Here is a 23,525-nt window from a genome sequence, read left to right as displayed (position 1 = left end):
GCGACCGGGCCGCTGTGGCTGCGGGATTGTCCGTGAAGGCGACATCAGTCTTCAATCAGGAGTTGCGAAAAGTGAGCCACAACACACCCGCGAGCCAGGACTTCGTGATCAGCCGCACGCCCGCCCGGGGCGCTTCCAAGGGCAGCCCGGGCTATGGGCTCTGGCGTTTCGATCCCGATGCGGACGAGATCCTGGAGCCGATGCCACTGGCGTCCAACGCGGCATTCGACCCCACCCACTCGCTGGTGCCGATCGGCCGCTACCTGCTCGAATGGGGGCCGCTGATGCTGCAGCCCTACCAGCCGTGCTTTCCGTACCGGCTGTTCGAGTTCGACCCGCAAAGCCCCGATCCGCTGAACGCCACCGCCTTGCAGCACGGCCTGTGGACCAAGGCGAAGTTCTGGCAGTACCGGCCCGACTTCGGCAATCCGCAGGGCGCGCACGAGGGCTACGACTCGGGCAACGAGCTGCTCCTGCTGCCGCTCGGCGGCTTCATGCTCAACGTGATTCCGACCGAAGGGCGCGGCACCTTCCAGCTGTGGAACTTCGACCCCAGCCCGCTCAAGCCGGGCGCGGCCGATCCCTTGCCCGTGCCCTATACGCCGCAGGGTTCGTTCGACAGCATCCAGTTCGGCCACGAACTGATCCCGCTGGGCAACTACGTGCTCGACCGCGTGCCCGAGACCGGCGAGTACTGGGTCTGGAGCTTCGACCCGCAGAGCGTGATGCCGCTCGGCCAGCCCGCGATCCAGCGCGGCCAGTGGACCGACATCGACGCCAGCCACAGCCTCGCGGTGATCGGCGACCTGGTGCTTGACTGGACGCCCGCCGACGGCGCCTACCGGCTCTGGCGATTCGATCCGGCGAGTGCCAATCCGCTGACCGGTCCGCTGCGCCAAGGCACCCTGCCGGAGGGCCTGCGCAGCGGCGTCGAGCTCACGGGCATCCAGTCGCTGCGCGCGATCGACCCGGCGCGCGCCGAGATGCCGGGCACCATCGACTTCATGCGCTCGAAGATCAAGCATGTGGTCTACCTGATGCTCGAGAACCGGTCCTTCGACCACGTCTGCGGCTGGCTCTACGGCAAGGGCGAGACCGGCATCCACTTCGTCGGCGACGACCGGCCCTTCGACGGCGTCGACGAAGCCATGTTCAACCTCGACCCCGGCATGCCCGACAAGGAGGGCAAGCCCACGCCGGTGTTCGTCAAGAAGTACAAGGACGGGCAACTGAGCGAGGACTGGGACCTCGACTTCCTGCCCGAGGACCCGTATCACGACAAGTCCGACGTGCTGCGCCAGCTCTTCTTCTCGAACCGCGACGGCTACGCGCAGCGCGCTGCGCCGGACATGGGCGGCTTCGTGTGGAACAACGGCGTGCACGAGGTGATGTGGACCTACATGCCCGAGCAGCTGCCGGTGCTCAATGGGCTCGCGAAGGGCTTCGGAATCTCCGATGCGTGGTTCAGCGCGATGCCTGGAGCGACCGATCCGAACCGCGCGATGTCTTTCACCGGCTCGGCGCTCGGGCAGCTCAACAACTTCCAGAACGGTACGCAGTACACCTACTGGCCGCTGTCGCCGCACCGCCAGTCGATGTGGAAGGTGCTGTGGAGCAACGGCTTCACCGACTGGAAGATATACAACTCGGTGGAGTGGATGAACTTCGTCCACACCTACCACCTGTACCTGCAGGGCCAGATCCCGTCGGTCGACGCCGCGATCTCGCAATGCCAGACGAGCTTCATCGAAGGCATCCAGAAGTTCAAGGAGGATGCGCGCGCCGGCCGGCTGCCGGCCTTCAGCATGCTGGAGCCGGCGTGGATCGCGACCTCGGGCACCTCGTCCTACCACCCGGGCGCGGACTTGGTGCCGGGCGAGGTGGCGCTCAACGAGATCTACGATGCCCTGCGCGCGGGGCCGGCGTGGAACGAGACCCTGTTCGTCATCACCTTCGACGAGCACGGCGGCATCTTCGATCACGTGAAGCCGCCGTATGCGGTGAACCCGTGGCCGAACGACGTCAACGACGGCTTCCGCTACGACATCATGGGGGTGCGCGTTCCGACCATCGTGGTGTCGCCGTGGATCAAGGAGAAGACGGTGTTCCGCTCGCCCAATGAAGTGGCCTACGACGGCACCTCGTTCGCGGCGACGCTGCTGCGCTGGTTCGGCATTCCCGAATCGCGCTGGTGCATGGGCGACCGCATCCTGCAGGCGCCGAGCTTCGAAGGGGTGCTCCAGTGCACCAGCCCGCGCACGGATGCGCCGACGCTCACGCCGCCCTACGACAAGACCTTCCCGCGCGAGGGCAAGTCGGGCCGCAAGGAGCGTCTGCACGACCTGCACCGCCTGATGGCGCCGCGCGCGGTGACGGCGCTTGCGGCAGGCAAGCTGAGCTCGGACGAGATCAACAGGATCTCGCAGCAGATCCTGGCCGACGCGACCGACCTGAAGTCGTTGCACGCGATGATCGATGCGCTCGCGAAGCGGCTGGCGTAGGGCCTGCTGACAGGCCCCGACTACAGAAGCTCTTCATCCACCATCGCGGCGAGCATCTGCAGGCGCAGCCTGCGCGCCGCGGTGGCGTTCGGCTCCTGGCTCAGCACGACTTCCTCCTTGCCGCGCTGCGAGACCCATTCGATGCCCTGCCGGCCGGGCGTGCTGCGCACCTGGTAGCTGCGCGGCAGGCGGTCGTTGCGGAGCAGTCCCGCCACCTGCGATGCGAGGGCGGGGCTGTCGACGATCAGGCTCATCTCGGTGTTGGCGTTTGCCGAGCGGCGGTCCATGTTCATCGAGCCGATCGAGAGCCAGCGGCGGTCCACCACCGCGAGCTTCGCGTGCAGCCGGCCGAGCGAGGCGTGCGGGCCATCGGCATGCGCTTCGTGCTCGTCGTCGCCGGGCATGAGCTCGTAGAGCGCGACGCGGCGTTCCAGCAGCGCCTGCCGGTAGCGGGCATAGCCGAAGTGCGCGAGCGGCTCGTCCGTCGTGGCCAGCGAGTTGGTCATGATCGACACGTGCACCTGGTTGTCCGCCGCCTGCTGGAGCACTTCCATGGTGCGCCGCCCCGGCACGAAGTAGGGCGAGGCGATCAGCACCTCGGAATGCGCCGATTGCATCAGGTCGAGGTTGCCGTTCATCACCACGCCGTCGGCGAGCGATTCGTGGCCCGGATCGGCCTTGCGCGGTGAATCCGCGACCACGCGCACCGCGGCCATCTGCAGCTGGATGCGGCCGGCGGCGATCTGCGGGCCGATGGAAGTCTGGCCGAGCGAATCTCGCGCCGGCGCCGCGTCGGATGCGGCCGCCGATGCGGTGATCCTGTCGAAGTGCCAGCGCGCCGCTTCGGTGCTGATGCCGGTCGCGAGATGCTCGATCGGGTAGGCGTGCGGGCTGTTCCAGTAGGCGTCGAAGACGGCCGTCATCTCGGCCACCACGGGACCGGCGGACAGCATGTCCATGTCGATGAAATTGGCGGGCTCGCTGCGTCCGAAGTACTCGTCGGCGATGTTGCGGCCGCCGCTGATCGCAAGAACGCTGTCGGCGACGAAGAGCTTGTTGTGCATGCGGCGGTTGATGCGCGAGAACTCGTTCATCGAGAAGAACACCCGCGCGCCCACGCTGCCTTCGCGCACCGCGAGCGGATTGAACATGCGCACCTCGATGCCGGGATGGGCCGCGAAGCCGGCGAGCAGCGCGTCCTGGCCCGCGGCCTGCAGGTCGTCCACCAGCACGCGCACCCGCACGCCGCGGTCGGCCGCATTGCGCAACTCGCGCAGGAATTGCCGGCCCGTGGCGTCGTCCGCGATCTGGTAGTACTGCGCGTCGATCGACTTCTCTGCCGCGCGTGCCAGCGCGATGCGGGCCTCGAAGGCCTGGTCGCCGGCCGGCAGCAGGCGCAGGCCGGAGAGGTGCGGGGGCTCTGCATCGACCGACGCCGCGGCCACTGCCGCGAGCCGCGTGTCGGCGACGTCGGTGGCCGCTTGCGACACGGGCCTTTCGACACCCGGCGGCAGGCTCGCACAGCCCGCGAGCACGGCGAACATCAGCAGCAGCGCGAGGATGCGAAAGACCCGATTCGACATGCTGCGAATCTAGGTCGTGCGCCACTGCTTCGCCATGAAGCAGTTCCCAGGCCGAAAGTGACATTGATCACATCCCCTTGCGGGTTTGATAATCCCCCGCAGGTTGCCGAACCCCACGCCGCGCAGCCCGGAGCATCCGATGAGTTCCGCCAGCGACCGCCTGCCGCAGTCCCTGCTCGACGCCATTGCGCCGCGTGGCGTGACCCGCGCTTTTCCCGCGCACGCGATCCTCATCAACGAGGGGGACACCACCGATTCGCTCTATATCGTTCTGAGTGGCCGCGTGAAGGTCTATGCGAGCTCCGAAGACGGTCGCGAAGTCGTGTTGACCGAGTACGGCCCCGGTGAATATTTCGGCGAGCTGGCCATCGACGGCGAGAAGCGCTCGGCATCGATCAAGGCGCTCGGCCCGTGCACCTGCCGCGTGGTGCAGGGCACCGATCTGCGGCAATTCCTGGTCGAGCAGCCGGACTTCGCGGTGCATCTCACGCGCAAGCTGATCCGCATGGTGCGCCGGCTCACCGACCAGGTGCGCAGCATGGCGCTGCAGGATGTCTACGGCCGCATGGTGCGGGTGCTGACGGAGCTTTCCGACCCGGTAGGCGAGGAGCGCCTGATGCGCAACAAGCTCACCCAGCAGGACATCGCGGACCGCATCGGCGCATCGCGCGAGATGGTCAACCGCGTGATGAAGGAGCTCACCGCCGGCGGCTACATCGGCCAGCGCAACGGTCGCATGGTGATTCTTCGCAAGCTGCCTTCGGCCTGGTGAGGGCGGGCGACCCGGCTGGTTTTCGCCGGGAATCTTCTCTTTGATGCAGCGGCCCGATGGCAGGCCGATGCACCGTCACTACACTGCCCCCGCTTCATCAACGACCGCCGGCAAAAAAAGGCGGCTCAGGGGGACTTCCATGAAACTGACGTCGAGCCAGGCACGGCTCCTCTACGCCCTCGAACAGGAAGGGGGGCGTGTCGTCACCGCGCCTTATCTCTGTCTGCGCCTGACGGGCCAGCCGATCGGCAAGGCGGGCGCTGCCGAGCGTTCGGCGATCCAGCACGACATTGCGGCGCTGTGCGAAGACGGTCTCGTGCTGCGGTCCTGTTCGGGCGACCGGGACGTGATCGCCATCACCGTCCGCGGGCGCATCGAACTGAGGTGGGGACCGCGCACCTGGAAATGTCGTTTTGCGACCCTGTTCGGCTTCGGCCTTCATCCGGTGCCGGAGGACTCCGGCGCGATGGCGGTCCGCTTCTCGCATCCCACCCGCTGATCGTGCCGCCGGCGGACTGCCGGCGGCCGTCCGCATTCAGGCTCGCGCGCCTTCGGCGCCCAGTTCGGCGCGCTGGTCGTGGCCGACCACGAGCACGAGCGCGATCGCCACCACCGACAGCGCCGCGAGGAACAGCACCGCGTAGAAGTCGTTGCCCATCCGGTCCTTGAGCACGCCGAAGATCGTCGGCCCGATGTAGCCACCCAGGTTGCCGATCGAGTTGATCCAGGCGATGCCCGCGGCGGCCGCGACGCCGCTCAGCAGTGCGGTCGGCACGGTCCAGAACACCGGCAGCGCCGAGAAGATGCCCGCGGCGGCCAGCGTGACCGCCGCCATCTTCGGCACCGGCGAGCTGATCTGCGCTGCCGCCACCAGTCCCACGAAGATGCAGGCCAGCGGAATCAGCAGAAAGAGCTTGCGCTCGCGCCGCGCGTCGGACCAGCGCGACCAGAGCACCATCGCGATCGAGCCGACCAGATACGGAAACGCATTGATGAAGCCGATCTCGACATTGCCGAGGCCGCCGAAGCCCTTGATGATCTGCGGCAGGAAGAAGCTGAGCCCATAGAGCGGCACCGTGATGCCCATGTAGACGATGCCCAGCGAGATCACCTTCCAGTTGAGCAATGCCTGCTTCCACGAGATGCGGTGGATCGACTCGCGATGCACCCGCTCGGCGTCGAGCTTCTTCTGAAGCCAGTCGGCTTCGTCGGCCGAGAGCCACTTCGCATCCTTCGGACGATCGGGCAGATACAGCAGCACGACGAAGGTCAGCACGATCGCCGGTATCGCCTCGAGGATGAAGAGCCACTGCCAGCCGCGCATGCCCCAGAAGCCGTCCATATTGAGGATGTAGCCGGAGATGGGGGAGCCGATGACGGTCGAGATCGGGACCGCGAACATGAACCAGCCGACGATGCGCGCGCGGTACGCAGCCGGAAACCACAGGGTCAGGTAGAAGATCACGCCGGGAAAGAAGCCGGCCTCGGCCAGGCCCAGCAGGAATCTGACGACGTTGAAGCTCGTCGCGCCGCCGACCCAGGCCTGCGCCATCGAGAGCACGCCCCAGGTGAGCATGATCCGCGCGATCCAGCGCCGCGCGCCGAAGCGCTCGAGCGCCAGGTTGCTCGGCACCTCGAACAGGAAATAGGCGATGAAGAAAATTCCCGCCGCGTTGCCGAACACGGTGGCGCTGAAGCCCAGGTCCTTCGACATCGACGCGCCGGCGAAGCCGAGGTTCACGCGGTCGAGGTAGGCGATGAAATAGCTGACCATCAGGAGCGGCAGCAGCCGCCAGCTGATCTTCGAAATGATGCGTTGTTCGATGGGTTCCATGTTGTTGTCTGTCTCTTTCCTTTTTTGTCGCCCACACGGCGGGGCCGATGTTTATACATCGGCGATATGGGCGATGCGGGCGATGCGGGCGAGGCGGGCGAGGCGGGCGGCGCGGGCGCGCGCTCAGTCGTTCGCGCCGCGTGCGCGCAGCCGGTCGAACAGCACCGCGACGATGATGAAGCTGCCGACGAAGGTCCCCTGCCAGAAGGTGCTGATGCCGAGCAGGATCAGGCTGTTTCGGATCACTTCGATCAGCGCCGCGCCCACCACCGCGCCGAACGCGGTGCCGATGCCGCCGGCGAGGTTGGTGCCGCCGATCACCGACGCGGCGATCACCGACAGCTCCATGCCTTGCCCGAGGCTGGTCGTGACCGTGCCCAGCCATCCGACTTCGAGGATGCCCGCGATCCCCGCGCAGAGGCTGCAGAACATGTAGACGCTGACCTTCACCGGCTTCACCGGCACGCCGGTCATCGTCGCGGCGCGCTCGTTGCCGCCGATGGCGTAGAGATGGCGGCCCCATCGCGTCCAGCGGAAGGCAATGCTGGCGATCACCAGCAGCACGAGGAGGAAGATCACCGGACTCGGAATCCGTATCGGGTCCATGAGCGGCAGCGAGAGGTTGACGAAGCCGCCGCCGAGCGCCAGCAGCCTGGGCTGGTCGGGCCCGAACTCGTACACCATGCGGTTGTTCGACAGCACCATCGCGAGGCTGCGCGCGATCGACAGCACGCCCAGCGTGACCACGAACGGCGGCACGCCGACATACGCGATCATGAGCCCGTTGAATGCGCCCACCGCCAGCGACACGCCGAGCGCCAGCGGAACCGCCAGCCAGATCGACAGGCCCGCATGCATCGTCATGCCGATCACCATGCCCGAGAGCACCAGCACTGCACCCACCGAGAGATCGATGCCGCCGGTGATGATCACGGCCGTCATGCCGATCGCGATGATCGCGACGAAGGCGAAGTTGCGCGTGACGTTGAACAGGTTCTGCTGCGTCGCGAACACGTCGCTGGCGAGCGAGAGCGCGACGAAGGCCACCACCGCGGCCACCGAGACCCAGAAGGTCTGCTGGCTCACGAGCCAGCCGAGCCAGTTGCCGTGAGCGCGGCGGTCGATCTGTTCTTCGAGCGTCGCGGCCATGTCATGCCTCCTGCCGAGCCGCCTCAAAGGAGGCATGCGCCCCCTCGGGGGGCAGCGAATACACGAAGTGATGAGCATGGGGGCACATGTTTTCCTCAGGCTCAGGCAAGCTCGATGGCGCCGGTGATCAGCCCGGTCACTTCTTCGGGCGAGCTCTGCGCGATCGGCTTGTCGGCCACCTTCGCGCCGCGCCGCAGCACCACGATGCGGTCCGCGACCGCGAAGACGTCCGGCATGCGGTGGCTGATCAGCACCACCGCGATGCCGTGGTCGCGCAGGCGGCGGATCAGGCTCAGCACCTCGGCGATCTGCCGCACGCTGATCGCGGCGGTCGGCTCGTCCATCAGCACGATGCGCGGGTCGGCCAGCCGCGTGCGCGCGATCGCGACCGCCTGCCGCTGGCCGCCGGACATGCGCCGCACCAGGTCGCGCGGCCTCGTCTCCGACTTCAACTCGGCGAAGAGCTCGCCGGCGCGCTGGAACATCGCGCGGTAGTTCAGCACCTTGAACGGGCCCAGGCCGAAGGTCAGCTCGCGGCCGAGATAGACGTTCTCGGCGGCCGTGAGGTTGTCGCACAGCGCGAGGTCCTGGTAGACGATCTCGATGCCTTCCTCGCGTGCGTCGGCGGGCTTGTGGAAGACCACCTTGCGGCCTTCCATGCTCACCATGCCTTCGCTCGGCGGGTAGTTGCCCGCGATGATCTTCACCAGGGTCGACTTGCCGGCCCCGTTGTCGCCCATCAGGCCGACGACCTCGCCGGCCCTGAGCGACAGGGACACGTCGCAGAGCGCCTGGATCGCGCCGAAATGCTTGGAGATCCGGGACAGCTCCAGCACGGATGGCGCCGCAAGCTGGCCCGTCGATTCGCCGGTCACTTGGCCGGTCACTTCGCCGGGCACTTGTCCAGGTTGGTCGGCACGCATTCGTCCAGGCCCGTGTAGAGCGGGTCCGCGACCTGCTTGCCGTTGATCAGGTCGATCAGCACGGCCGGCGCGCGGTGGCCCATCTCGAACGGGCGCTGGCCGATCTGCGCATGGCTGCGCCCGGCCTTCAGCGCATCGAGCTGCGGCGGCAGCGTGTCGCCCGCGATGACGATCAGTTCCTTGGACTTCAGCTTGGGCATCACCTGGTCGGTCACCTGCGCATAGGCCTGCGGGCCGAACTGGGCCCAGCCGCCCACGAGGATGAAGGCATTGAGCTTCGGGTTCTTGGTGAACACGTCCGACATCTGCTGGTTCGCGAGGTCGATCTGGTCGTTGGTGAAGAGCGGACAGCCGGCGACCTCGGTCCAGCCGCCTTCGCCCTTGAGCCGGTCGATGCCCTTCTTGCCGCTGATGGTGTCGCGGAAGCCCGCCGCGCGCGCGTTGATGTTGTCGGCCGCGACATTGCCGAGCTGCATGCACACCGTGCCGCCCTTGGGATTGAGCGCCTTCAGGTGCTTGGCCATCAGCACGCCCATGTCGTAGTTGTTGGTGCCGAGGTAGGTCTTGCGCAGCGCTCGATCCGAAGCCGCGAGGTCGGCGTCGATCGTCATGATCGGCATCTTCGGGGCCTTGGCCTTGAGCATCGTCGCCATGGCCGGCGCGTTCGACGGCGAGATCGCGATGCCCGCGACGCCCTTGTTGATGAGGTCCTCGACGATCTGGACTTCGCCTGCCTCGTCGGCGCTCGATGCCGGGCCGGTGTAGAGGCAGGTGTACTCGGCGCTGGCGTTCTCCTTGTTCCAGAGCGCGCAGCCGTCGCCGAGCACGGTGAAGAAGGGGTTGTCCAGGCCCTTCACGACGACGGCCAGCGTCTTCTTCTGGGCCATGGCCGGCGCGGCGGCGAGGAGGGCGGCGAGGAGGGCGGCGAGCAGGGTGCCTGCGACCATGAGAATCGACTTTTTCATTGCGTCTCCTTCGAGGTGGATATGCACTGTCGAGCTCTCCTGCGCCACGGGCAGCGGCGGCATCTTCCGGGGGGCTGTCGCGGCCCAGGAGGAAAGCGACTATAGGACTCGCATTCCCCCGTGTCGAGTCGGCGCCGCCGGCAGCCAGGGAGGAACACAATCGGCGGTCAGCTCATCGGTTCAACTTGTTTTCAGCGTGCGACTCAAGATTCATCACATGACGGCCCGCCTGGCGGGAATGGCACTGGCCTCGCTGGCCTTCTCCGGGGGCGTGCGCGCAGCCGATGACGGCGACGGCGCGCCGCCCATCACACCCTATCGGCCCTCGGTCTCCAGCCCCGCTCAGCTGCCTGCGCCGGGCCAGCTCGAACTCGAACTCGGCGGCCAGCGCAGGAGCGACAGCCAGTCCTTGCGCAACAGTGCGCCCTACCTCCTGAAGCTGGCCTTCGACGATCAGTGGGGCGTGCTCGTCGGCGGCGAGGCCTACGTCTCGCAGCACGGCGACATCGGCCGCTCGCAAGGCGTGGGCGACACCGTCCTGACCTTGAAGCGGGCATGGGTCGTGGACGCCGCGACGGCGTTCGGCATGGAGTTCGACGTCAAGCTGCCGACCGCCAACGACGTGATCGGCAGCGGCAAGACCGACTACACGATCAACACCATCTTCAGCCGCGACCTCGGACCGGTGCACATGGACGCCAATCTCAACGCAACGCAGCTGGGCCAGGCCGACCCCGGCAGCTCGCGCACGCAGATCGGCGCGTCGACTGCGTTCTCCACGTCGCTGTCAGGCCCCTGGGGGCTGACCGGCGAGGTCTCGGGCACTCACCGCAACGGCGCCGACAACGGCGTGCAGCTTCTTGCGGCGCTCACCTTCAGTCCCACGCGGCGACTGACTTTCGACGTGGGCGTCGCGCGCGCATTCCGGCCCCGGCCTGCGGCAACCTCGCTGTTCACCGGCGTCGTGCTGCCCCTGGCCCGGCTCTGGTGAGAGCGCAAGGCACGACGGCCCCCTACGGGTGCTCGTGCGTGTGGTGTGCATCCGGCACATGCGGATGCGAATGCTGCAGGGGCTCGTGGCGATGCGGGTGACTGTGCGGGCCGGCGGGCACCGGGTCGTGCGTGTGCATGTGGTGCCCGTCGTCATGCGAGTGCGCATGCTCGTGCTCGAGTTCGTCGTGAGCGTGTTCGTGGCCGTGCGATTCCGCCAGATGCAGCACGACGCCCGCGAGCATCAGCACGCCGCCGAAGGCCATGCCGGCACTGAGCGACCGGTCGCCGAGCGCGATCGCGCCGAGGGCGCCGATGAAGGGGGCGAACGCGAAGACCGAGCCGGTGCGCGCGGCGCCGAACGCGCGCTGCGCCAGCAGGTAAAGCCGCAGGCTCAGGCCGTAGCCGCTCGCGCCGATCGCCAGCAGCCCGAGCGCGGCGCCCCAGCCGGGCACCGGCTCGCCGGACGCGATCGCCAGCAGGGTGGTGATCGTCGCGCCCAGGAGGGACTTGCCGAACACGACTTGCCCGGGATCGCGTTCTGCCAGCGGGCGCGACAGCGTGTTGTCGACGCCCCAGGCGGCAGTGGCGCCGAGCACCGCGAGCAGGCCGAGCCCTTGCATGCCGCCGGTCAGCCCCCGATCGAGCACGAGCGCGACGCCTCCGGCGAGCAGCAGGAGCATCGCCGTCCACACGCGGCGATCCATCACCTCGCGGTACAGGAGGCGGGCGAGCACCGCGGTGAACAGCGCCTCGAGTGCCAGCATGAGCGAGGCACTGGTGCCGCTCGTGTGCTGCAGACCCCAGGCGAGCGCAACCGGTCCGATGCCGGCGCCGAAGAGCGCCATCAGTGCCAGGCGGCCGAGATCGCTGCGTCGCACGGCCGCCTCGCGTTCGACCGGCTGGCGCAGCAGCGCGCCGATGACGGCCGCGCCGGCATAGAGCAGCGCTGCGGTCGAAAAAGGCCCGAGCCCGGTGCCGGCACGCTGGACGAAGGGCGTGCTGACGCCGAAGAGCGTCGCGGCCAGGAGCGCGAGGAGGCCGCCTCGGACGGCGGGCAGGGTGTTCATGGGGCGATGCTCGGGCGGTTGGGATCGGACGCTTCTACCGCACCGAGTAGACACGAATTTCCGCCGCCGCTGAAGCGCCTGCCGGAACGGCAATGAAGAGCGCGGAAAGGTCCGGCACGAACAGGCCGGTTCGAGCCCCTGGTGCGGTGGGTATGCGCTCCGACAGTTCGAAGCGCTGGGCGTCTCGCCGAATGACGTCGATCCGGCCCTCGCCGCATACGACGTAGAGCCGCTGGCGTGGTTCATCGAAGAACAGCTCATCGGCATCCCGACAGGCGGGAAGCCGGTCGACCTCCTTTCCGGTCCGGGTGTCGAAGACGACGAGCAGCGCCGGCGATCGGGTCACGACGAACAATTGGTGCCCGCTCTCATCGAGCGCCATCGGGAAGTTCCGTGCGGCCCTTTCGATCGGCCAGGCCGCAATGACCTTCCCGAGCTCGCGATCGACGACTGCCACATGGCCTGCGTCGGGGACGTCGACGTAGATCCTGGCGCCTGAGCGATCGATCTGGAACGACTCCGGGTGCCCTGCAAGAGGGATGCGCTGGACGACCCGCAGGGTGTCCGGGTCGAGCGCGACCAGCGCCTTGCCGGCGCCGACGTACACCTTGCCGCTCCACGGGTCCAGGCGCAGGTTGTCTGCATCATCGAGTGACGCCTGACGGGCGACTGGCGACGCGCCATCGCCGAAGGCCTGTACGCCACCGCCAGCGCCGTTCGCAACCAGCAGGCGCTTGAGGCGCGCCAGATAGAGCACGCCCTGCGGCTCGTGCAGCGATGTGATCCGGTTTGCACGCCTGCCTTCGCGCAGATCGACGATTTCCAGCGAATCGGACCCCAGCGCCGCGACAAAAAGCCGCTGCCCTTCGAGGTCGACCGCCATGTGATCGATGCGGCCCCGGACCGAAGGCAGTTCGATCCGGCGCCCCGGCACCAGCGACTGTGCCGTGGCCGACGGAACGAAACCGCCCGGGAGCCATGCACTCAGTGCCGCCACGACCAGAGCGCCAAGGCGCACCCGGCGCCGGGTCGAGCCCCTGGAGCCGCCTTGACCCCCTGAGGCCATCAGGGTCGAATTCATGTCATAGAGTCTACATAGATGTAGGATTATCTACATGAACACAACGGACCCATCGTGGTTATTGCTGATCGTCTCCTTGCCGACCTCGAGCGCGACGGCGCGCATGCGCGTCTGGCGCGGGCTCAAGGGGCTCGGCTGCGCGGCCTTGCGCGACGGCGCGCATCTGCTTCCTGCGCGGCCCGAGCACGAGAAGGCCCTGCAGGAACTCGGCGACGAGTGCCTGCGCGAAGGCGGAAGCGCCTGGCTGATGTCCGTGCAGCCTCGCTCCGACGAGGACGCCATGGCCTACCGCCAGCTGTTCGATCGCAGCGACGACTACGCGCAGCTGCGCAAGTCGTGGAAGGAGTCGAATCGCGGCCTCGCATCGATGGGCCCCTCGGAGCTCGCACGATTGCAGCGCAAGCTGCAGCGCGAATTCGATGCGACCCGGGCGATCGACTTCTTTCCCGGCGATGCGAGCGCCGAGGCGGAAGCGGCATGGACCGACTTCGACAAGCGCATCGAGACCCTGCTCTCGCCCGACGAGCCGCACGAGACGGAAGGCCGGATTCCCCGGCTCGAGATCGGCGACTACCAGGGCCGCGTCTGGGCCACGCGCCGTCGCCTGTGGGTCGATCGCGTCGCGAGCGCATGGCTGATCCGCCGATTCATCGACCGGGATGCCCGATTCCAGTGGCTTGCCAGGCCTTCGGACTGCCCGAAGCGTGCACTCGGCTTTGACTTCGACGGCGCCACCTTCACGCATGTGGGCGATCGGGTCACATTCGAAACGCTGCTGGCCAGCTTCGGACTGGAACTCGACCCGGCACTCGCGCGCCTCGGGGTCATGGTGCACGCGCTGGACGTGGGCGGCGATCCGGTGCCCGAAGCCAAAGGATTCGAAGCCGTGATGGCCGGTGCGCGCGAGCGCCTGGCCGACGACGACGCGCTGCTGGCCGAGATGGGCACGGTGCTGGATTCGATCTACGCGCACTTCCAGCGCGAAGCCCAGCGAAACAACGGAAACAACGAGAAAGCGCAAACACGATGACCGAGATGAATGAGATGAACGAGATCAAGCCTTCGCAGCCCGGCTACTCGCTGTGGCAGATCGCGCGCTACATGCTCGCCCTGGGCACCTGGGGCTTCGGCGGGCCCGTGGCGCTGGTCGGCTACATGTATCGCGATCTCGTCGAGCGGCGCCACTGGATCTCGGAAGGCGAATACAAGGAAGGCATGGCCCTGGCGCAGCTGATGCCCGGCCCGCTCGCCGCGCAGCTCGCGATCTACCTCGGCTACGTGCACTACCGCCTGCTCGGTGCCACGCTGGCCGGCCTGGCCTTCGTGCTGCCTTCGTTTCTGATGGTCGTCGCCATCGGCGCGGTCTACAAGGCCTATGGCGGCATTGCGTGGATGCAAGCCGTGTTCTACGGCGTCGGTGCGGCCGTGATCGGGATCATCGCCATGAGCGCCTACAAGCTCACGACGAAGAACATCGGCAAGGACAAGCTGCTGTGGGCCATCTTCGTGGTGAGCGCGGCAGTCACGGTGATCACCCAGTCCGAGATCGTGTGGATCTTCCTCGGCGCCGGCGTCCTGGTCTGGCTGTGGCGCGCACCGCCGAAGTTTCTCTCCGGCGGCACCGTGAACAGCGTCGCAGCGCCGCTCGCGGCCTTCTTCGCGATCGACGCGCTGGACTGGCACAAGCTCGGCCAGATCGGGGCCTTCTTCGCCTATGCCGGCAGCTTCGTGTTCGGAAGCGGCCTGGCGATCGTGCCATTCCTCTACGGCGGCGTGGTCCAGGAGCACCACTGGCTGACGGACCGCCAGTTCGTCGATGCCGTGGCGGTCGCGATGATCACGCCCGGGCCGGTCGTCATCACCACAGGATTCATCGGCTTCCTGGTTGCCGGCTTCTGGGGTGCGGTGGTCGCGGCGGCCGGCACCTTCATCCCGTGCTACCTCTTCACCATCCTGCCCGCGCCGTACTTCAAGAAGCACGGCAAACGCCCCGGCATCGTGGCCTTCGTCGACGGTGTGACCGCCGCCGCCATCGGGGCGATCTCCGGAGCGGCGATCGTCATCGGCCAGCGATCGATCACCGATCTGCCGACGGCTGCCCTGGCACTGATCACCGTCGGTGTGCTGTGGCGCTTCAAGAAAGTACCGGAGCCCGTCGTGGTGGTTGTCGCCGCGCTGGCCGGGCTGGTGCTCTATCCGCTGGCCGTCCATCCATGATGGTGAACACCATGGCCGCCCCGCGCCCGATGTCCGTGGCCTTGCTCTACCCAGGCGATCGCGCGGCGCGCGAGCGCAGCGATCCGGCCGAGAGCCGCTTCGCGGCGCTGTTCGCGGCTTTCGCGGCGGCCGGCGTGGCTGCGGAGCCGGCCGTCTACCACGACGATTTTGCCGATGAGGTGGCCGCCCAATTGCGGCGCGTCGACGCCGTGCTCGTCTGGTGCAACCCGATCGAGGGCGGCCGGCGGCGCGATCGGCTCGACGCCGTCCTGCGCGAGGTGGCGCAGGCGGGCGTCCTCGTCAGTAGCCATCCGGACACGATCCTGCGCCTGGGTACCAAGGATGTCCTGGTCGAGGTGCGCGACTTGCCGTTCGGCAGCGATGCGGTCCGGGTGGAGAGTCTGGATCAGCTCGCGGCCGGCTTGCCCGATCGCCTGCGCGCCGGGGCGCGGGTGCTCAAGCAGTACCGGGGGCACAGCGGCATCGGCGTGTGGCGGGTGGAGCACGTCGAGGGCTCGCCGCTGCTTCGCGTGCGGCATGCGCAGCGCGGCAGCGAGGAGGAGCGCATCGACCTGCCGGCATTGCTCCAGCGCATGGCGCCGTACTTCGAGCCCGCCAACGGCGGGCACATGATCGACCAGGCCTGGCAACCGCGCCTCGTCGACGGCATGGTGCGCGCCTATCTCGTCGAGGACCGCGTGACCGGCTTCGGTCACCAGGCGATCAATGCCCTCTATCCGGCGCGGCCGGGAGAGGCGGCGCCGGCGCCCGGGCCCAGGCTCTACCACGACGCGGAACTGCCGCAATTCCAGGGACTCAGGCGGCTGCTGGAAACGCAATGGATCGGGCAGCTCAGAGAGCGCGCGGGATTGACCCGCGCCGAGTTGCCGCTGCTGTGGGACTGCGACTTCATGTTCGGCGAGCCGGCGGCCGGGCATGCCGAACGCTTCGTGCTCTGCGAGATCAACGTCAGCAGCGTGTCGCCGTTCCCGCCGTCGTGCATCGAGCCGCTGGTCCGCGCCGTGATGGCGCGCGTTGCGTTGCACGCTGCCTGAGCGGGGCGGCGGGCGCAGCGCGAGAGAATGCGAGGGATGCAGAGAACCAACGCCCCATTGCTTTGCCGCGCGCGGCGCACTGTCTCCGTGCTTGCCTTCGCGACCCTGGCGGGTTGCGCCACCACCCAGCAGCCGCCTGTCGCGCCTGCAAGCCCCGCCCAGCCATTGCCGCCGCCGGCTCGGCCGCAGGCGCCCGCGGCCCAGAATCCGCCCGGCCCCGAACAGGGATTCGCCCAGTGGGTCAAGGACTTCCGCGCCGAGATGCGCGCGGCCGGCGTCGGCGAGGCCGCGCTGCGCGATGCCTTCGACAAGGTGCAGTACCTGCCGCGCGTGATCGAGCTGGACCGCGCGCAGCCCGAATTCGTTCGCCCCGTGTGGGACTACCTCGACACCGCCGTCTCCGCGCAGCGGGTCGCAACCGGCCAGGAAAAGCTCGCGCAGATCCGTTCGGCTGCCGATGCGGCATCGGCGCGCTACGGCGTGCCGCCCGGCGTCATCGCGGCGATCTGGGGCATCGAGAGCAACTACGGTGGCAACTACGGCAATACGCCGGCCATCGATGCGCTGGCGACGCTCGCCTACGAAGGCCGCCGTCGCGACTGGGCGCGCGGCGAGTTGCGCGCGGCGCTCAGGATCATCGAGAACGGCGACATCGACCACGCGCACATGGTCGGCTCCTGGGCCGGCGCGATGGGGCAGACGCAGTTCCTGCCGTCGAACTTCCTGCGCTATGCGGTCGACGCCGATGGCGATGGCAAGCGCGACATCTGGGGCAGCATGCCGGACGTGATGGCGTCCACTGCGAACTTCCTCGCGAGCTCGGGATGGCAGCGCGGCCAGCCCTGGGGCGCGGAGGTGCAGTTGCCTTCGAACTTCGACTACGGCCGCGCCGATTCGAGCGTGCGGCAGGCGAGCGGCCAGTGGGCCGCCGAGGGCGTGCGCAGCATGGACGGCCGGCCGCTGCCCGACTTCGCCGATGGTGCGATCCTGCTGCCGGCCGGTGCGCGCGGGCCGGCCTTCCTGGTCGGGCCCAACTACCGGGCCGTCCTGCGCTACAACAACTCGGACAGCTACGCGCTCGCGGTTGGCCTGCTGTCGCAGCGCCTCGAAGGCGGCCCGGGCGTGCAGGCGCAATGGCCGCGCGAGCTGACCCCGCTCACGCGAAGCCAGATGCGCGAGCTGCAGACCGTGCTGAACCAGGAGGGCTTTTCGAGCGGCGAGCCCGATGGTCTGCTCGGCCCGGCGACCCGCGCCGCGGTGCGCCGCTACCAGCACAGCGCGGGCCTCGTCGCCGACGGCTTCCCGACGCTGGAATTGCTCCAGCGTCTGCAGGCGCCCTGAGCGGTCAGCGGAAGAGCTCGTTGAGTTCGGCGCCCGACGCCGCGTCCGCGAATCCGTCGAAGCGGCCCTCGGCCAGCGTGCGGGTGGCGCGCATGAAGCCGCCCCAGGCCGCGCGCGCGAGTGCGCCGCCGACGCTCACGCGCCGCACGCCCATGGCCTCGATGTCCGCGAGCGTGAACTCGCTGGTCGCGCCGACCAGCAGGTTGACCGGCTTCGGCGCGACCGCGGCAACCACCGCCGCGATCTGCTCGCGCGTGCGGATGCCCGGCGCGTAGAGGCAGTCCGCGCCCGCCTCGGCGTAGGCCTTGAGCCGCCGGATCGCGTCATCGAGATCGGGCCGGCCGGCGAAGAAATTCTCGGCCCGGCCGACGAGCAGTGTGTCGCCGCCTTCCTGGTCGATCGCGCCGCGTGCCGCGCGCATCCGCGCCACCGCGACATCGAGTTCGAAGAGCGGCGCGGCCGGATCGCCGGTGGAGTCTTCGATCGACAGGCCTGCGACGCCGGTGTCGATGGCCATGCGCACGCTTTGCGCCACGCCTTGCGGATCGCGCGCAAAGCCGTTCTCGAAGTCCGCATTCAGCGGCAGGTCGGTTGCGGCGACCATCTGGCGCAGATGCGCGAGCACCTTCTCGCGCGTTACAGCGCCGTCGCGGCAGCCCTCTGACCATGCGTGGCCCGAACTCGTCGTCGCGAGCGCCTTGAAGCCCTGGCTCTGCAGAAAGCGCGCGCTGCCGACGTCCCACGGATTGGGCAGGATGAAGCAACCCTGTTCATGAAGCGCGCGGAAGGCCGCGCGCTTTTGTGCAACGGTCAGTGTCATGGGCGTCGATTGTGGATCCTCGGCGCGAAGCCGGATAGTGCCAGGGGTGAGACCTCCCGGCAGCATCGCCGATCGGCGCCGGGCGCGGACTTACTTGAGATCGTGCACCACTTGCCGGAGCTCGCGCAGACGGGCGTTGCGCGGCGGCGGCCGCTCGGCGGAGCTGCTTTCCTGGCCGTGCCAGCCGGTCGGATGCCGCAGTCGCGCCTCGATCGCGCGCCGGCGACGCGCCTTGCGCGATTCCACCGAATCGACGAAGGCCACGATGATGAGGCCCACGATCGAGGCCACGCAGGACACCAGCGCGGCGACCATGATCAGGAGCTGGAAGTCGTACAGATCGATGTCCATCGCCGCATGGCTTCCGAGCGCGTCGGCCAGGACCGCCGAGGACTGCGGAGAGATCCTGACGCCCTGCGGAAAGAACACCTCCAGGGCGATCATCGCGAACATGAGAAGCGCGGATACGACGAAGGTCCAGGCGAAGAAGCGCCGCAAGCCGTCGCGTGTTTCTGCTGTTGAGTTTTGCATGATGCCCATTGCGCGCTCCACCGCTCCTGCGGAAATTCGCAAGCTACCGTTTTCATGCGGCGCGGGCCTGCCGGCTGTCAGACGAGGGCTGATGCGTCTGTGCGTCTGGAAGCGCTGCGACCGTGCCGAGGGTGGCGTGTACCGGGCCAGCGGACTCAGCCGCTGGCCTTGCCATGGCCTGCGGCTTCGTCGTCGATGGCCTTCTGCACGGCCTTGTAGAAGGCCTCCCGCGCTTCGACGTCGGCGCGGTTGTTGGCGCCGCCGGCCCAGTCGCCGTTGGAGGCGATCACGAGCCTGCGCCTGGGGTCGATGAAGATGCCCTGCCCGAAGATGCCGCGCGCCGCGAAGCTGCCGTCGTCGTAGGTCCACCATTGGAAGCCGTAGCCGCGGCCCGGCCGGCCGATGTCGGCCTGCCGGGTGGTGGCCTGCGCGAGCCAGTCGTCCGGCACGATGGGCTGGCCGCCCACCTTCGCACCGCCGAGGACGAACTGCCCCAGGCGCGCGAAATCGCGCGTGGCGGCCTGGATGCAGCAGCCGCTGATCTCCTGGCCGGTGCGGCTCAGGATCCAGGTGGCCTTTTGTTCCATGCCGGCCGGGATCCAGATCTTTTCGGCGAGGTAGCTGGCGAGCGGCTTGCCGGTCGCGCGGGTCACCAGGATGCCCACGAGGTTGGTTTCGCCGGTGCTGTAGTTCCAGCGCGTGCCGGCCGGCGCGGCCCGGGGCAACTTGCGCAGGTAGCTCACGAGCGCATCGACGCCTTCCTCGGGCTGGTGGTTGACGAAGCGCGCCACGTCGGAATTCGGATCGGCGTAGTCCTCGTTCCAGCGCACGCCCGAGGTCATGGTCAGCAAATGCCGGATGCTGACGTCGTCATAGGCCGAGCCTTTCATCTCCTGGATGTAGTCGCTGACCTTGTCGTCGAGGCTGCGGATATGGCCGTCGCGCACCGCAGCGCCGAGCAGCGTGGAGGTCATGGACTTCGCGACCGAGAAGCTGGTCCAGCGTCCGTCGCGGTCGAAGCCGAGGCCGTAGCGCTCCAGCCGCAGCTTGCCGTCGTGCAGGATCACGATCGCGGCGCTGCGCTGCTGCGCCATGTAGGCATCGAGGTCCAGCGGCAGCGCCAGGGGCGGGCCGGGCGGCAGGGGCGACGGCGTGCCGCCGGCCGGGACGACGCGCGCCTTGGCGAGGAACGGAAGCCGGTCCAGCGCACGGAAAGCCGCATCGCGCTCCGGCTGGCTCCAGAACAGCACGTCGCGATTGGTCGGCAGCGTGGCGAGCACGCCGCGCGTTTCCTTGTCCAGGCTGAACCATCCCGCTGCACCGGCCACCACGGCCACGGCCAGCGCCCCGAGAACGACCTTGCCAGGCTTCATGCTGCAAATCCCTTGTTGATGAGCAGCGCATTGGACATCAATCGGGCCGATGCGCCATCCGCATCGGCCCGATGAGTGCTTCAGAAAGCGGCAGGACCTGTCGCATAGAGGACGCCGCGCGGCGCGCGGCACAGGCCCCAGAGCCGCAGCCCGGAAAGCCGGGCCATCTGCACGCCGGTCGCGGTCGGCGCCGAAATGGTCGCCAGCGCCGCGATGCCGAGCCGTGCGCACTTGCGCACCAGCTCGTGGCTGGCGCGGCTCGACATGACGACGAAACCGGGCTCGCTCAAGCGGCCCGCGCGGGCCAGCGTGCCCAGCAGCTTGTCGAGCGCGTTGTGGCGGCCGACGTCTTCGAGCACGTCGGTGAGTTCTCCGCCCAGCGTCGACCAGCCGGCGGCATGGATCGCGCCGGCCTCGGCATTGAGCACCTGCCGCGCAGGCAACGCAGCGAAGGCGCGCAGCACCGCCTCCAGATCGATGCGCTCGATCCACGCACGCCGCGCGACCGGGGCGGGCGCGAGATCGAGCGCCGCGAAGCTTTCGACGCCGCAGACGCCGCAGCCGGTGCGGCCGGCCATGCTGCGGCGGCGGCCCTTGAGGCGCTCGAAGCAGCGCGGCGAGATGTCGAGATGCACCTCGATGCCGTCGAGGCCGCCAGGCAAGCCGGCGTCCGTCGCGTCGACCGTGCGCACCTCGATGTCGCGGCAATCGCGCACGTGGTCGATGATCCCTTCGCTCTGCGCGAAGCCGAGCGCGAACGATTCCAGGTCGGCCGGCGTCGCCATCATCACCGCGTGCGAGACGCCGTTGAAGACCAGCGCCACCGGCGCCTCGGCGGCCAGCGTGTCGTCGCAGAAGCGGCCGGCCGCGGGTCCGCCGGCTTCGCCGAGCACCCGCACCCGATGCCGTGACAGCGGCGGCGCGAGCTGCGCCGGCGGCGCGTCCTCGATGAGCGTGCTCAAGGCGCCACCTCTTCGGCGGCGGCCTCCGCCTCGGGCGTGGCGTCGTGCAAGGTGAGGATCACCGGAATCGACTTGGACGCCGGCGTGCCCGCGTTGCGCGCGACCGCGTCGAGCGGCACCAGCGGATTGGTCTCCGGGTAATAGGCCGCGAGATTGCCGCGCGGAATGTCGTAGGCCACGAGACGGAAGCGGTCCGCGCGACGTTCCTCGCCGTCGTCCCAGACGGTGTGCAGATCGACCCAGTCGCCGTCCTTGAAGCCCAGCGCGCGGATGTCGTCCTGGTGGATGAACACCACGCGGCGCTGGCCGAACACGCCGCGATACCGGTCGTCGAGCCCGTAGATCGTGGTGTTGTACTGGTCGTGCGAGCGCGTGGTGAGCAGCGTGAAGACGATGGCATCGCGCACCCGCGCGCGGGCCAGGTGCGAGGGCGTGTCCAGCGGCACCGCATGCGTGGCGAAGTTCGCGCGGCGCGTGGGCGTCTCCCACACGCGCTCGCTGGCTGCGTTGCGCAGGCGGAAGCCGCCGGGCACGGCCACGCGGCGGTTGAAATCCTTGAAATCGTCGAACACCGCCTCGATGCGGTCGCGGATGCGGCCGTAGTCCTCGATGAGCCAGAGCCACGGCGTCCGGCTGCGCTGGCCGATGGTCGCGGCCGCGAGGCGCGCGACGATTGCGGGCTCCGACAGCAGATGCACCGAGGCCGGCGGATTGATGCCGCCCGAGATGTGCACCATGCCCATCGAATCCTCGACCGTCACGCCTTGCGGGCCGCCGGCCTGCATGTCGATCTCGGTGCGGCCGAGGCAGGGCAGGATCAGCGCCTCGCGACCGTGCACCACGTGGCTGCGGTTGAGCTTGGTCGTCACGTGCACCGTGAGGTCGCACTTCTGCAGCGCCTTCCAGGTGGTCGGCGTGTCGGGCGTGGCGGCCGCGAAGTTGCCGCCGAGCGCGAAGAAGACCTTGCCCTTGCCATCGAGCATTGCGCGAATCGATTCGACCGTGTCCCAGCCGTTGCTCCGCGGCGGCTCGAAGCCGAAGACATCGCGCAGGCGGTCGAGCAAGGCGGCGGGCGGCTTTTCCCAGATGCCCATGGTGCGGTCGCCCTGTACGTTGCTGTGGCCGCGCACCGGGCAGGGCCCCGCGCCTTCGCGGCCGATGTTGCCGCGCATGAGCAGCAGGTTGACCAGCATCTGGATCGTCGCGACCGCATGCACATGCTGCGTGATGCCCATGCCCCAGCAGACGATCGCGCTCTTCGCGTGGCGATACACCTCGGCCGCGGCGCGGATCTGCGCTTCGGTGAGGCCCGATTCGCGTTCCAGCAGCGGCCACGATTCGGCGCGCAGGTCGGCGGCCAGCGCGTCGAAGCCGGTGGTGTGCGCTGCGATGAAGGCATGGTCGAGCACCGCATCGCCCGCATCCTCGCGCTCGACGAGGTGCTTCATCATCCCCTTGACCAGCGCGAAGTCGCCGCCCACGCGGAGCTGGAAGTAGTGCGTGCTGATGGGCGTGGAGCCCAGGGTCGCCATCTCGAGCTTGTCCTGCGGATCGGCGAAGCGCTCGAGCCCGCGCTCGCGCAGCGGATTGAAGCTCACGATCTTCGCCCCGCGCCGGTGGGCCGCTCGCAGCTCGCCGAGCATGCGCGGGTGGTTGGTGCCCGGGTTCTGGCCGAAGATGAAGATCGCGTCGGCGCGCTCGAAATCGTCGAGCGTGACCGTGCCCTTGCCCACGCCGATCTGAGCACGCATGCCGCTGCCGCTGGGCTCGTGGCACATGTTCGAGCAGTCTGGGAAGTTGTTGGTGCCGTACTCGCGAACGAAGAGCTGGTAGAGAAAGGCGGCCTCGTTGCTGGCCCGGCCGGAGGTATAGAAGATCGCCTGGTTCGGATCCGGCAGCGCCTCGAGGTGGCGGGCGATCAGCGCGAAGGCGTCGTCCCATTCGATGGGGCGGTATTTGTCGCTTGGGGCGTCATAGACCATCGGGTGCGTGAGCCGGCCCTGGTCTTCGAGCCAGAAGTCGCTCTGCTGCGCGAGCTCGGCCACGGTGTGGCGATCGAACAGCTCCGGGCCCGCGCGGCGCGCGGTGGCTTCGGCCGCGACGGCCTTCACGCCGTTCTCGCAGAACTCGAAGCTGGAGCTGTGGTTGCGGTCCGGCCAGGCGCAGCCGGGGCAGTCGAAGCCGCCCGGCTGGTTGGCCGAGAGCATCGTCTGCGCGCCCTTGATCGGGATGTCCTGCTTCAGCAGCGTGTGGGTCACGCTGCGCAACGCGCCCCAGCCGCCGGCCGGTCCCTTGTAGAAGGCAATTCGTTGTTCCTGCATCCGGCGAGTTTTCAAAATCCGCCGGCTCCGGGTCAAA

Annotated in this window: 20 protein-coding genes; 8 read left to right on the top strand and 12 right to left on the bottom strand. The window is 68.4% G+C overall.

Annotated features, from left to right (window positions below):
• The first annotated feature begins 71 nt into the window (after positions 1–71).
• Positions 72–2,501: an alkaline phosphatase family protein gene (locus VAR608DRAFT_RS29755; protein WP_197700431.1), complete on the top strand. Its 2,430-nt coding sequence runs from the start codon at positions 72–74 to the stop codon at positions 2,499–2,501.
• Positions 2,502–2,521: 20 nt separating this feature from the next.
• Here VAR608DRAFT_RS29755 and VAR608DRAFT_RS29750 read toward each other — a convergent pair whose 3' ends face one another.
• The gene (locus VAR608DRAFT_RS29750; protein ID WP_088957347.1) at positions 2,522–4,084 is read right to left on the bottom strand and encodes a phospholipase D-like domain-containing protein; all 1,563 of its coding nucleotides are present in this window, start codon (positions 4,082–4,084) and stop codon (positions 2,522–2,524) included.
• Between the two features lie 139 nt (positions 4,085–4,223).
• Between VAR608DRAFT_RS29750 and VAR608DRAFT_RS29745 the strand changes: the two genes are divergently transcribed.
• Together VAR608DRAFT_RS29745 and VAR608DRAFT_RS29740 are read left to right on the top strand one after the other, a co-directional pair.
• Positions 4,224–4,856, top strand: coding sequence for a Crp/Fnr family transcriptional regulator (locus VAR608DRAFT_RS29745; protein WP_088957346.1), 633 nt, complete (start codon positions 4,224–4,226; stop codon positions 4,854–4,856).
• Positions 4,857–4,995: 139 nt separating this feature from the next.
• The gene (locus tag VAR608DRAFT_RS29740; protein ID WP_088957345.1) at positions 4,996–5,355 is read left to right on the top strand and encodes a hypothetical protein; all 360 of its coding nucleotides are present in this window, start codon (positions 4,996–4,998) and stop codon (positions 5,353–5,355) included.
• A 36-nt stretch (positions 5,356–5,391) separates the two neighbouring features.
• Here the strand turns inward: VAR608DRAFT_RS29740 and VAR608DRAFT_RS29735 are convergent, their stop codons facing one another.
• The 4 genes from VAR608DRAFT_RS29735 to VAR608DRAFT_RS29720 all read right to left on the bottom strand — a co-directional run bounded on the left by VAR608DRAFT_RS29735 (position 5,392) and on the right by VAR608DRAFT_RS29720 (position 9,727).
• Entirely contained in the window at positions 5,392–6,690 is a 1,299-nt protein-coding gene (locus VAR608DRAFT_RS29735; RefSeq protein WP_088957344.1) for an MFS transporter, read from the bottom strand.
• Positions 6,691–6,813: 123 nt separating this feature from the next.
• A complete protein-coding gene (locus VAR608DRAFT_RS29730; protein WP_088957343.1) occupies positions 6,814–7,839 on the bottom strand; it encodes an ABC transporter permease in 1,026 nt (341 codons plus the stop codon).
• Positions 7,840–7,940: 101 nt separating this feature from the next.
• A complete protein-coding gene (locus tag VAR608DRAFT_RS29725) occupies positions 7,941–8,726 on the bottom strand; it encodes an ATP-binding cassette domain-containing protein (RefSeq protein ID WP_231973008.1) in 786 nt (261 codons plus the stop codon).
• A complete protein-coding gene (locus VAR608DRAFT_RS29720; RefSeq protein ID WP_088957341.1) occupies positions 8,723–9,727 on the bottom strand; it encodes a substrate-binding domain-containing protein in 1,005 nt (334 codons plus the stop codon). The genes VAR608DRAFT_RS29725 and VAR608DRAFT_RS29720 overlap by 4 nt, the downstream gene beginning before the upstream one ends.
• A gap of 217 nt (positions 9,728–9,944) precedes the next feature.
• Between VAR608DRAFT_RS29720 and VAR608DRAFT_RS29715 the strand changes: the two genes are divergently transcribed.
• Positions 9,945–10,718: a transporter gene (locus tag VAR608DRAFT_RS29715; RefSeq protein WP_157731159.1), complete on the top strand. Its 774-nt coding sequence runs from the start codon at positions 9,945–9,947 to the stop codon at positions 10,716–10,718.
• A 22-nt stretch (positions 10,719–10,740) separates the two neighbouring features.
• Here the strand turns inward: VAR608DRAFT_RS29715 and VAR608DRAFT_RS29710 are convergent, their stop codons facing one another.
• Complete coding sequence (locus tag VAR608DRAFT_RS29710) at positions 10,741–11,787, bottom strand: DMT family transporter (protein WP_088957340.1); 1,047 nt, start codon at positions 11,785–11,787, stop codon at positions 10,741–10,743.
• Between the two features lie 34 nt (positions 11,788–11,821).
• Positions 11,822–12,670, bottom strand: a complete 849-nt coding sequence (locus tag VAR608DRAFT_RS29705; protein WP_157731158.1) for a hypothetical protein — start codon at positions 12,668–12,670, stop codon at positions 11,822–11,824.
• Between the two features lie 232 nt (positions 12,671–12,902).
• On the opposite strand from VAR608DRAFT_RS29705, the gene VAR608DRAFT_RS29700 reads away from it, so the two are divergent.
• From VAR608DRAFT_RS29700 to VAR608DRAFT_RS29685, 4 genes are read left to right on the top strand one after another with little or no spacing between them, the layout of a single operon-like run.
• Positions 12,903–13,898, top strand: coding sequence for a chromate resistance protein ChrB domain-containing protein (locus VAR608DRAFT_RS29700; protein WP_157731157.1), 996 nt, complete (start codon positions 12,903–12,905; stop codon positions 13,896–13,898).
• Entirely contained in the window at positions 13,895–15,085 is a 1,191-nt protein-coding gene (locus tag VAR608DRAFT_RS29695) for a chromate transporter (protein WP_088957338.1), read from the top strand. The genes VAR608DRAFT_RS29700 and VAR608DRAFT_RS29695 overlap by 4 nt, the downstream gene beginning before the upstream one ends.
• A gap of 11 nt (positions 15,086–15,096) precedes the next feature.
• On the top strand, positions 15,097–16,140 hold the full coding sequence (locus tag VAR608DRAFT_RS29690) for a Cj0069 family protein (RefSeq protein WP_088959045.1): 1,044 nt from the start codon (positions 15,097–15,099) through the stop codon (positions 16,138–16,140).
• A 36-nt stretch (positions 16,141–16,176) separates the two neighbouring features.
• On the top strand, positions 16,177–17,481 hold the full coding sequence (locus VAR608DRAFT_RS29685; RefSeq protein ID WP_088957337.1) for a lytic murein transglycosylase: 1,305 nt from the start codon (positions 16,177–16,179) through the stop codon (positions 17,479–17,481).
• Between the two features lie 4 nt (positions 17,482–17,485).
• Here the strand turns inward: VAR608DRAFT_RS29685 and VAR608DRAFT_RS29680 are convergent, their stop codons facing one another.
• The 5 genes from VAR608DRAFT_RS29680 to VAR608DRAFT_RS29660 form a co-directional block, all read right to left on the bottom strand.
• Positions 17,486–18,301 carry an isocitrate lyase/PEP mutase family protein gene (locus VAR608DRAFT_RS29680; RefSeq protein WP_088957336.1) on the bottom strand — a complete coding sequence of 272 codons (816 nt, stop codon included), beginning with the start codon at positions 18,299–18,301 and terminating at the stop codon, positions 17,486–17,488.
• Positions 18,302–18,391: 90 nt separating this feature from the next.
• The gene (locus VAR608DRAFT_RS29675; RefSeq protein ID WP_157731156.1) at positions 18,392–18,832 is read right to left on the bottom strand and encodes a hypothetical protein; all 441 of its coding nucleotides are present in this window, start codon (positions 18,830–18,832) and stop codon (positions 18,392–18,394) included.
• A 155-nt stretch (positions 18,833–18,987) separates the two neighbouring features.
• Complete coding sequence (locus VAR608DRAFT_RS29670; RefSeq protein ID WP_088957334.1) at positions 18,988–20,205, bottom strand: serine hydrolase domain-containing protein; 1,218 nt, start codon at positions 20,203–20,205, stop codon at positions 18,988–18,990.
• A gap of 80 nt (positions 20,206–20,285) precedes the next feature.
• Positions 20,286–21,167, bottom strand: a complete 882-nt coding sequence (gene fdhD / locus VAR608DRAFT_RS29665) for a formate dehydrogenase accessory sulfurtransferase FdhD (RefSeq protein WP_088957333.1) — start codon at positions 21,165–21,167, stop codon at positions 20,286–20,288.
• Positions 21,164–23,488, bottom strand: a complete 2,325-nt coding sequence (locus VAR608DRAFT_RS29660) for an FdhF/YdeP family oxidoreductase (protein WP_088957332.1) — start codon at positions 23,486–23,488, stop codon at positions 21,164–21,166. Before VAR608DRAFT_RS29660 ends, fdhD begins: the two co-directional genes overlap by 4 nt.
• Positions 23,489–23,525: the final 37 nt, after the last annotated feature.

The organism is Variovorax sp. HW608, from assembly GCF_900090195.1.
Classification (GTDB): Bacteria; Pseudomonadota; Gammaproteobacteria; order Burkholderiales; family Burkholderiaceae_C; genus Variovorax.
The sequence above is the reverse complement of the archived record's forward strand: the minus strand, read 5'-3'. Positions and strand labels throughout refer to the sequence as shown.